The sequence below is a fragment of the Enterovibrio makurazakiensis genome (assembly GCF_050336585.1).
Taxonomy (GTDB): Bacteria; Pseudomonadota; Gammaproteobacteria; order Enterobacterales; family Vibrionaceae; genus Enterovibrio; species Enterovibrio gelatinilyticus.
Genome location: NZ_JAKJSE010000030.1, coordinates 78604 through 87585 on the forward strand (window position 1 = coordinate 78604; position 8982 = coordinate 87585).

General features: G+C 47.3%; 6 protein-coding genes and 3 rRNA genes. 3 read left to right on the forward strand and 6 right to left on the reverse strand.

Annotation, left to right across the window (positions count from 1 at the left end; genetic code table 11):
* Window positions 1-111 precede the first annotated feature (111 nt).
* Window positions 112-1068 carry a TDT family transporter gene (locus L4D06_RS21045; protein WP_489685849.1) on the reverse strand — a complete coding sequence of 319 codons (957 nt, stop codon included), beginning with the start codon at window positions 1066-1068 and terminating at the stop codon, window positions 112-114.
* A gap of 107 nt (window positions 1069-1175) precedes the next feature.
* On the opposite strand from L4D06_RS21045, the gene L4D06_RS21050 reads away from it, so the two are divergent.
* Window positions 1176-2084 (forward strand): LysR substrate-binding domain-containing protein, encoded by a 909-nt coding sequence (locus tag L4D06_RS21050; protein ID WP_429741148.1) that lies wholly within the window; start codon window positions 1176-1178, stop codon window positions 2082-2084.
* A 49-nt stretch (window positions 2085-2133) separates the two neighbouring features.
* Here L4D06_RS21050 and L4D06_RS21055 read toward each other — a convergent pair whose 3' ends face one another.
* On the reverse strand, window positions 2134-2820 hold the full coding sequence (locus tag L4D06_RS21055) for a DNA-3-methyladenine glycosylase I (RefSeq protein WP_429741156.1): 687 nt from the start codon (window positions 2818-2820) through the stop codon (window positions 2134-2136).
* Between the two features lie 81 nt (window positions 2821-2901).
* Here L4D06_RS21055 and L4D06_RS21060 point away from each other — a divergent pair, with 81 nt between their 5' ends.
* Complete coding sequence (locus tag L4D06_RS21060) at window positions 2902-3198, forward strand: YebG family protein (protein WP_274166006.1); 297 nt, start codon at window positions 2902-2904, stop codon at window positions 3196-3198.
* A 227-nt stretch (window positions 3199-3425) separates the two neighbouring features.
* The gene (gene dapD, locus L4D06_RS21065) at window positions 3426-4457 is read left to right on the forward strand and encodes a 2,3,4,5-tetrahydropyridine-2,6-dicarboxylate N-succinyltransferase (RefSeq protein ID WP_429741150.1); all 1032 of its coding nucleotides are present in this window, start codon (window positions 3426-3428) and stop codon (window positions 4455-4457) included.
* A 50-nt stretch (window positions 4458-4507) separates the two neighbouring features.
* On the opposite strand, the gene L4D06_RS21070 is transcribed toward dapD, so the two are convergent.
* The 4 genes from L4D06_RS21070 to L4D06_RS21085 all read right to left on the reverse strand — a co-directional run.
* Entirely contained in the window at window positions 4508-4861 is a 354-nt protein-coding gene (locus L4D06_RS21070; RefSeq protein WP_429741152.1) for a DUF2799 domain-containing protein, read from the reverse strand.
* Window positions 4862-5089: 228 nt separating this feature from the next.
* Window positions 5090-5205: ribosomal RNA gene (rrf, locus tag L4D06_RS21075) — 5S ribosomal RNA — on the reverse strand.
* Window positions 5206-5443: 238 nt separating this feature from the next.
* Window positions 5444-8334 (reverse strand): 23S ribosomal RNA (locus L4D06_RS21080).
* Between the two features lie 405 nt (window positions 8335-8739).
* A 16S ribosomal RNA gene (locus L4D06_RS21085) occupies window positions 8740-8982 on the reverse strand; the annotation flags it as partial.

Genomic DNA, 8982 nt, shown 5'->3' on the forward strand with positions numbered 1-8982 from the left:
TTGAGAACATGATTGAACAGATTGTGGCGGAATGCTCTCAAGAGTGCAATTTTAGGGCATGGCACATGGGCGCAGAGTAAGAAAAAAGCCTGCGAAATGCAGGCTTTAAGATTATGCGGCGACCGGTTGCTTCCATTGCAGCGAAATAAATCGTCGATAGTGCAGTGATACATAGAAAACAACAATCGTAGCCACAACCAATTCAACCAACGCAATCACTGAAATCTGATTGACGTATTGCGAAGCAACACCGATAGAGTCCATCCACGTCGCCGTCTTGTAAAGCGCAGTCGCACCAATCACCATAGGGAAGGTAAATGCTGCAAAACCCGGAGAGAATGGTAATCGCATCAACGAAACAAACGAGAGATAAATCACTGCGGTCATCAACAGCGCAATACCCAGCAAGACAGAAACAATCACCGGGGATGGGGATTGGCTAACCGTTAAGTAACCCGCCAATGAAAGGCTGGCAGGTGCTGCCATGATCGCGATCGTCGGCTTCGCCCCATCAGGGACTTCACCACAAAAAATGAGGCGATAAATCATTAACGGTAGTAATAGCGCGTAGGAACATAATCCAAACAACAAAATGGCATCGGCGATTGGTCGCAATGCGGGGTTACCGGAAAACGCCACATCGGCAACAACAAGACCCACAGGAGGAACAAACCAGCTAGGAACCATATGGCTCAAGGAGAATTTCTTAGCACGGTGATAGACAAATGAAGACAAAAAAATCACATGAGTGGCAACCGCTAACAACCATAGCGAATCTCCGGCTACAGGAGACCATTTCCCCAAGGCATTGGAAACAATCATGACGCCCATGGCAAAGGTAGGAACAACGCTTCCCACTACAGGGTGTTGGAGATCAGCCCAAAGATTTTTAGGGTTAGACATAAACTTGAACGCAATAAGCAGCAGCATAACGCCACCAATAATGGCGCCAATAATTTGTGCCATTCCATCAAAATGACCCGCATTTTCCCAACTCCAGCCAAGGCTTGCTATTGCCAGAGCTAAACCAGCCATAGGAGTAGGAAGAAGATTTAAACGTCTACGCATCGTTCTGTCACATCGTTAGAAAAAAAGTGTATGACTTATGATAGAACGGTACTGTATTTTAATATATCTGAATATATTGAAACCTACATTCAGATATACTTAACCTTATGTCTGTATCTCTACGTCAATTACAAGTATTCGTTGCTGTTGCGCAGGAAAAAACCATTACTGCGGCTTCTGCGTTGCTATATCTGTCTAAACCCGCGGTAAGCATGGCGATCAGCGAGCTTGAAAAGCAAATCGGACACAACCTGTTTGAACGGATTAATAATCGTCTATTGATTAATGATCACGGCAGGCGCTTACTGCCGTTGGCAGATGAACTGCTCACCCGTAGCGACGAAATTCTAAAAGTCTTGGATACAACGGGAGAGTTAAGTGGTCACTTACGCATTGGCGCGAGTGATACGATAGGTAATCAGTTAGTCCCCTTCCTTCTGCGAGATTTTCGGAACCAAAGTAATCATATTGACCAAGAGCTTGTTATTTCCAATAGCCAAGTGGTCATCGATAAACTGATGGCGTTTGAATTAGATATCGGTTTGATTGAAGGGCAAGGAGAGAATAAACATTTACTCGGCAGTGACGATCTGGTGATGACACCTTGGCTATCAGACGAGATGTGTATCGCTTGTGCTATTGATCATCCTTTATCAGAAAGAAAAGCATACTCTCTGTTTGACTTAGAAGGTCACCCTTGGGTGTTACGTGAAATTGGCTCAGGAACACGGGAACACTTTCTTTCACGCATGGCACCTAGACTTGAGAACTGGACGATCGCTTTTGAACTTCGAACCACCGAAGCCATCATCAATTGCGCAGCAGCAGGACTCGGGCTCGCATATCTTTCCAAGCTTGCTGCAAGGCACGCAGTTGCGAATAACCGATTAAAGTTGATCGAAGTTCCACTCGATTTAAGGCGTCAATATTGGTTGGTTCGCCACAAAGACAAACATCTTTCGCCATTACTCAATCGCTTTATCTCTTTCAGTGAGCAATGGCAGATATCAGACTAATCGAACGTTCGAAAGTGAACTCATTGCAGAGAACTACAAACGCCGAAAGCTAGTGGCTATTATCACCCATGCTGTATGCAATGATCTGACTGATCTGACAAAGCGGACGCCCACTTTCTTGCTGCCAACGATTAAATGCTTCTTGAGCAGCTAGAAGAGATTTACGTGTATCACGTCCACCATCAATGATCTGATGTGCACGCAAATACGCCTCTACATCACCTGAGAGGATAAATGTGTCCTTACCCATCAACCTCAACGAGTAAGGCCCCGTATTACCGCCTAAACGGCTTCCGTGCTTTTTCAAGTAAGCCCACAAGCCTATGATGTCTGAGCTTGGCCACTGGGCTACAAACGCCGAAAAACTCCCGTGCTTGCGACAAGCATCTTGGATCATCTGTGCGTTATGGGGAATCGTCATCACTTTTCCAAGATGCCGAATAATGGCAGGATCTGTCGCCTTCTTTTCCCACATTTCTGGCGGGATCAAACACATTTTTTCGATATCAAATCCCCAGAAAACCTCTTCAAAATTAGGCCATTTATTTCTCACCACTTGCCAATTCATCCCTGATTGGAAGATCTTTTGGCTAAAGGTCGCTAACCAGCGATCATCAGGGATCTCTGACAATTCATCCAATGGTTTAGGATGAGACAAACGCTGTTCAAGGGCACTATTGCTGCCTTTTCTGGTAGCAGCGCGATAATAGATATCTGAGAATTTTTCCAATGTCATCACACTAATTACGGTTACACTAGACACGTATATTTACTCTACTGTATAAACAGACAGTAGACAATTAATGAGGGGTTAACCGTGGCCGTTATCGTCAAATATGTGGTTGAGCGCAATGGAGAAGAGAAGATGACTTTTACCTCTAAGGCGGAAGCTGATGCGTATGACAAAATGCTCGACATGGCTGATGAGCTGTTCGAACTGTTAGGTAAGAGCGACGTTGTTGCCGATGAAGGGCAACGCGAAGAGCTCTCTATGTTCTTAGCGCAAAATCGTGAAGATGTACTTTGCGCATTAGGTGCGAAACGCAAACCAGCACCTAAGCCAGCGAAAAAGAAAGCAGAAGCATCAAAAGAAGACGACGCCGAAGCAGCATAGTTGTTAAAAACGCTCCGAATAACGGGGCGTTTTTTATTTTGTCGTGATACTTATTTCGATCTATTTGTCGCGAAATCTACCCTGAGTGCATTTATCTGACGGATTCTAATTCTTCGCCCTTCAATCTTGCCGCCCTTCACTTTAATATGTCCCCAAGCAATCATTATTATTGACCGATCACTGCTCCTTCGCAGCGATCAGTAAAGAGACAAGGAGATATTCTCATCATGGCAAGTTTTGCTCTAGCGCTTGGCACCGCGACCAAAAATAAAGATGGCAAAATCATCGAAGCGTTTTTTCCAACCCCAATCCTCAATCCTTCTGACGCATTAGTTGCCGCGCTGGCGAACATCGTCTCTTACAAAGAAGGCAATGGCGCTTTCGATGTACAAGCAAGTGACTGTGAAGCAATCGCAGCCGCATTTACTGTCGCTGACCAACAAGCTTCAGCTGCATTCGCAAACAAAGCGGCGTCATCAAGCCAACCTTTGGTTTTGGTGATCCTAGCTTCAGATGAGAAGCCAAGCAGCGTATCAGAAGGCTTCCTGAAGCTTCAGCTGATCTCTCAACGTCTCGCTAAGCCGCACACCATTGTGCTAGATGGAATTTTTGGTTTGCTGCATAACATTGCTTGGACCAACAAAGGTCCTATCGACTTGCCTGAGCTTGCTGATCGTCAAATCGAAGCTCGTTTGGCAGGTGAGAGCTTAACGGTCGATTGCGTCGACAAGTTCCCTAAAATGGTGGATTACATTGTCCCTGCAGGCGTTCGTATCGCCGATACCTCTCGTGTTCGCTTGGGTGCGCACGTGGGTGAAGGCACAACGGTGATGCATGAAGGTTTCATTAACTTCAATGCTGGCACCGAAGGTGTGAGCATGGTTGAAGGTCGCATTTCTGCAGGTGTTATGGTCGGCAATGGCAGCGATATCGGTGGCGGCGCATCCATCATGGGTACACTCAGCGGCGGTGGTCAACTAGTTATCTCAATTGGTGAAAACAGCCTATTGGGTGCAAACGCAGGCCTAGGTTTCCCACTAGGTGATCGTTGTACTATTGAATCAGGTTTGTATGTTACTGCTGGTACTAAAGTATCGATGCTGGATGCAGGCGGTGCTGAAGTGGAAACCGTGAAAGCACGTGACTTAGCAGGTAAATCAGATTTGTTATTCCGTCGAAACTCGCTGACTGGCAAGATCGAATGTCTGACGAATAAGTCGGCTGTAGAATTGAATGCAGAGTTGCATGCTAACAACTAAGTATTAAATTCATCTAAAAAGACCAGCATTAGCTGGTCTTTTATCAATAACTAGAGTCGCTCTGATGTTCTTCCGGACAGCCAACTTTGCTCATACATCCACCCATTAGGTGTAGTAAAGCACACATCATTTCTAGGCTTCCCAATACGACCAGCGAGATAACCCTTTCTTGGCTCACAATAAAAATTCACATGTGCGAGATATGCGTCTTCATACTCTTCTTTTGCCTCAGAACTAATAGCGCCAAGCTCCTCCAAGTTATCATCGGTTCTCTGCTTTTTACCAAACTCAACATCATGTTGAGCTACTGCAACCCAATCTTGTTGTTCCGTCATTTCAAGAATAACGTTTGAGCAGCCAGAGATAGGCAGTAGCAATACGATTATTGATAGTGTTTTATTCATTTGAGCCCCCTGTATCTGTTAACTCCCTCAATTTTACATGTCAGACATTAACACCACCTGAAGTAATAAACGTTACATTCATGTCTACGAGCAAAATCTCAAAGATACGAAGGGATATCATTCCCTTCGAGGGGAAAAATTAAAAACGCAAAAAGGCCACCCTATCGGGTGGCCTTTTGTTTTTCTTTTTGCTTTCATCTTTGTATTAAAGATGAAAACGAATTTGAAGCCTGGCGATGTCCTACTCTCACATGGGGAGACCCCACACTACCATCGGCGCTGTTACGTTTCACTACTGAGTTCGGCATGGAGTCAGGTGGGTCCATAACGCTGTGGTCGCCAAGCAAATTTGGTGGTTTTATCCCGCTGGYTATACTGTCCGCTTGCTGCGTTTGTTTGCTTTCTCGCTCAGTCATGTACTTCATACACTTCTTCACTCGACTCACAAACCGCCTTGCTATCGAACACTATCCCTGCGCTATCATGGCGCTAGCTGGATAAATCCTAAATCTTGAAAGCTAACGTCGTTCTTCACACATTCAATGTTCTACTTTGAGTCCGCTAAAACCCCTTGGGTGTTGTATGGTTAAGCCTCACGGGCAATTAGTATCAGTTAGCTCAACGCCTCGCAGCGCTTACACACCTGACCTATCTACGTCGTAGTCTTCAACAACCCTTTAGAGACCTTAAAGGTCTAGGGATGACTCATCTTGAGGCTCGCTTCGCGCTTAGATGCTTTCAGCGCTTATCGATTCCGAACTTAGCTACCGGGCAATGCCACTGGCGTGACAACCCGAACACCAGAGGTTCGTCCACTCCGGTCCTCTCGTACTAGGAGCAGCCCCTCTCAATCATCCAACGCCCACGGCAGATAGGGACCGAACTGTCTCACGACGTTCTAAACCCAGCTCGCGTACCACTTTAAATGGCGAACAGCCATACCCTTGGGACCGACTTCAGCCCCAGGATGTGATGAGCCGACATCGAGGTGCCAAACACCGCCGTCGATATGAACTCTTGGGCGGTATCAGCCTGTTATCCCCGGAGTACCTTTTATCCGTTGAGCGATGGCCCTTCCATTCAGAACCACCGGATCACTATGACCTGCTTTCGCACCTGCTCGAATTGTCATTCTCGCAGTCAAGCGGGCTTATGCCATTGCACTAACCTCACGATGTCCGACCGTGATTAGCCCACCTTCGTGCTCCTCCGTTACTCTTTGGGAGGAGACCGCCCCAGTCAAACTACCCACCAGGCACTGTCCGCAAYCCCGATAAGGGRCCAACGTTAGAACATCAAGCATACAAGGGTGGTATTTCAAGATTGCCTCCACACCATCTAGCGACGATGCTTCAAAGGCTCCCACCTATCCTACACATGTAGGGTCAATGTTCAGTGCCAAGCTGTAGTAAAGGTTCACGGGGTCTTTCCGTCTAGCCGCGGGTACACAGCATCTTCACTGCGATTTCAATTTCACTGAGTCTCGGGTGGAGACAGCGTGGCCATCATTACGCCATTCGTGCAGGTCGGAACTTACCCGACAAGGAATTTCGCTACCTTAGGACCGTTATAGTTACGGCCGCCGTTTACCGGGGCTTCGATCAAGAGCTTCTCCGAAGATAACCCCATCAATTAACCTTCCGGCACCGGGCAGGCGTCACACCGTATACGTCATCTTTCGATTTTGCACAGTGCTATGTTTTTAATAAACAGTTGCAGCCACCTGGTATCTGCGACTGCCTCTAGCTCCATCCGCAAGGGACTTCACCGGAGGCAGCGTACCTTCTCCCGAAGTTACGGTACCATTTTGCCTAGTTCCTTCACCCGAGTTCTCTCAAGCGCCTTGGTATTCTCTACCCGACCACCTGTGTCGGTTTGGGGTACGATTCCTTACAATCTGAAGCTTAGAGGCTTTTCCCGGAAGCATGGCATCAATGACTTCACTACCGTAGTAGCTCGACATCGTGTCTCAGCATATAGGGAACCGGATTTGCCTAATCCCCCTGCCTACGCACTTGAACCTCGACAACCGTCGCGAGGCCCACCTAGCCTTCTCCGTCCCCCCATCGCAATTGTAAGAAGTACGGGAATATTAACCCGTTTCCCATCGACTACGCCTTTCGGCCTCGCCTTAGGGGTCGACTTACCCTGCCCCGATTAACGTTGGACAGGAACCCTTGGTCTTCCGGCGAGGAGGTTTTTCACCCCCTTTATCGTTACTCATGTCAGCATTCGCACTTCTGATACCTCCAGCAAACCTTACAGTTCACCTTCAACGGCTTACAGAACGCTCCCCTACCCAACAACTCCGAAGAGTTGATGCCGCAGCTTCGGTGTATCGCTTAGCCCCGTTACATCTTCCGCGCAGGCCGACTCGACCAGTGAGCTATTACGCTTTCTTTAAATGATGGCTGCTTCTAAGCCAACATCCTGGCTGTCTGAGCCTTCCCACATCGTTTCCCACTTAGCGATAACTTTGGGACCTTAGCTGGCGGTCTGGGTTGTTTCCCTCTTCACGACGGACGTTAGCACCCGCCGTGTGTCTCCCGGATAGTACTTACTGGTATTCGGAGTTTGCAAAGGGTTGGTAAGTCGGGATGACCCCCTAGCCTTAACAGTGCTCTACCCCCAGTAGTATTCGTCCGAGGCTCTACCTAAATAGATTTCGGGGAGAACCAGCTATCTCCGAGTTTGATTGGCCTTTCACCCCTAGCCACAAGTCATCCGCTAATTTTTCAACATTAGTCGGTTCGGTCCTCCAATTGATGTTACTCAATCTTCAACCTGCCCATGGCTAGATCACTCGGTTTCGGGTCTACTCCTAGCAACTTATTCGCCCAGTTAAGACTCGGTTTCCCTACGGCTCCCCTATTCGGTTAACCTTGCTACTAAAAGTAAGTCGCTGACCCATTATACAAAAGGTACGCAGTCACCCCACGAAGAGGCTCCCACTGCTTGTACGTACACGGTTTCAGGTTCTATTTCACTCCCCTCACAGGGGTTCTTTTCGCCTTTCCCTCACGGTACTGGTTCACTATCGGTCAGTCAGGAGTATTTAGCCTTGGAGGATGGTCCCCCCATGTTCAGACAAGATAACACGTGTCCCGTCCTACTCGTTTTCACGATAAAAGCATTGTCGTGTACGGGGCTATCACCCTGTATCGCTACCCTTTCCAGAGTATTCCACTAACACTTAAACCGCTTAAGGGCTAATCCGGGGTCGCTCGCCGCTACTGCCGGAATCTCAATTGATTTCTTTTCCTTCGGGTACTTAGATGTTTCAGTTCCCCGAGTTCGCCTCATACAGCTATGTATTCACTGYATGATACGTGCTTATGCACGTGGGTTTCCCCATTCGGAAATCGTAGACTCAAGTGGCTGTTACTGCCTTATCTACGCTTATCGCAAGTTACTACGTCCTTCATCGCCTCTGACTGCCAAGGCATCCACCGTGTACGCTTAGTCACTTAACCATACAACCCCAAGAGGTCTTGCGTATGGACAAACAACCAAGGTGTTCTCGTTAAAGAACATGTTCAAATTAATGAACGGTTTTTCGCCGGACTCAAATATGTTCATCCCTCTCTAAGAGAAGAATGAAACCAAGAACACTTGAATGTGTTTGGTGTTAATTCCGAAGAATTAACGTTTTGAGAACTTTTGTTTCGTTACCTCTCGGGTAGAGAGATAAGAAACAGATTTCAATTTATTCCTAAGAATAAATCTACTAGTCAGCTTTCCAGATTTTTAAAGAGCATTTCTCTTTCGAGAACAGCGCAAAAAGCGCTAATCAATGATGCAATCATTCATTAGGGCTTTTCCCGTCTTTATTCTTTAACCTATACAATTTGTGTGGACACTGGCATCGATAGTATCGTTAAGGAGGTGATCCAGCCCCAGGTTCCCCTAGGGCTACCTTGTTACGACTTCACCCCAGTCATGAACCACACCGTGGTAAACGCCCTCCCGAAGGTTAAGCTATCTACTTCTGGTGCAGCCCACTCCCATGGTGTGACGGGCGGTGTGTACAAGGCCCGGGAACGTATTCACCGTAGCATTCTGATCTACGATTACTAGCGATTCCGACTTCACGGAGTCGAGTTGCAGACTCCGATCCGGAC

Excerpts from the sequence above, each read along its gene's own strand:
- L4D06_RS21045 (WP_489685849.1), bottom strand. The coding sequence starts at position 1,068 with ATGCGTAGACGTTTAAATCTTCTTCCTACTCCTATGGCTGGTTTAGCT.
- L4D06_RS21055 (WP_429741156.1), bottom strand. The coding sequence starts at position 2,820 with ATGACATTGGAAAAATTCTCAGATATCTATTATCGCGCTGCTACCAGA.
- dapD (WP_429741150.1), top strand. The coding sequence starts at position 3,426 with ATGGCAAGTTTTGCTCTAGCGCTTGGCACCGCGACCAAAAATAAAGAT.
- L4D06_RS21070 (WP_429741152.1), bottom strand. The coding sequence starts at position 4,861 with ATGAATAAAACACTATCAATAATCGTATTGCTACTGCCTATCTCTGGC.
- L4D06_RS21050 (WP_429741148.1), top strand. The coding sequence starts at position 1,176 with ATGTCTGTATCTCTACGTCAATTACAAGTATTCGTTGCTGTTGCGCAG.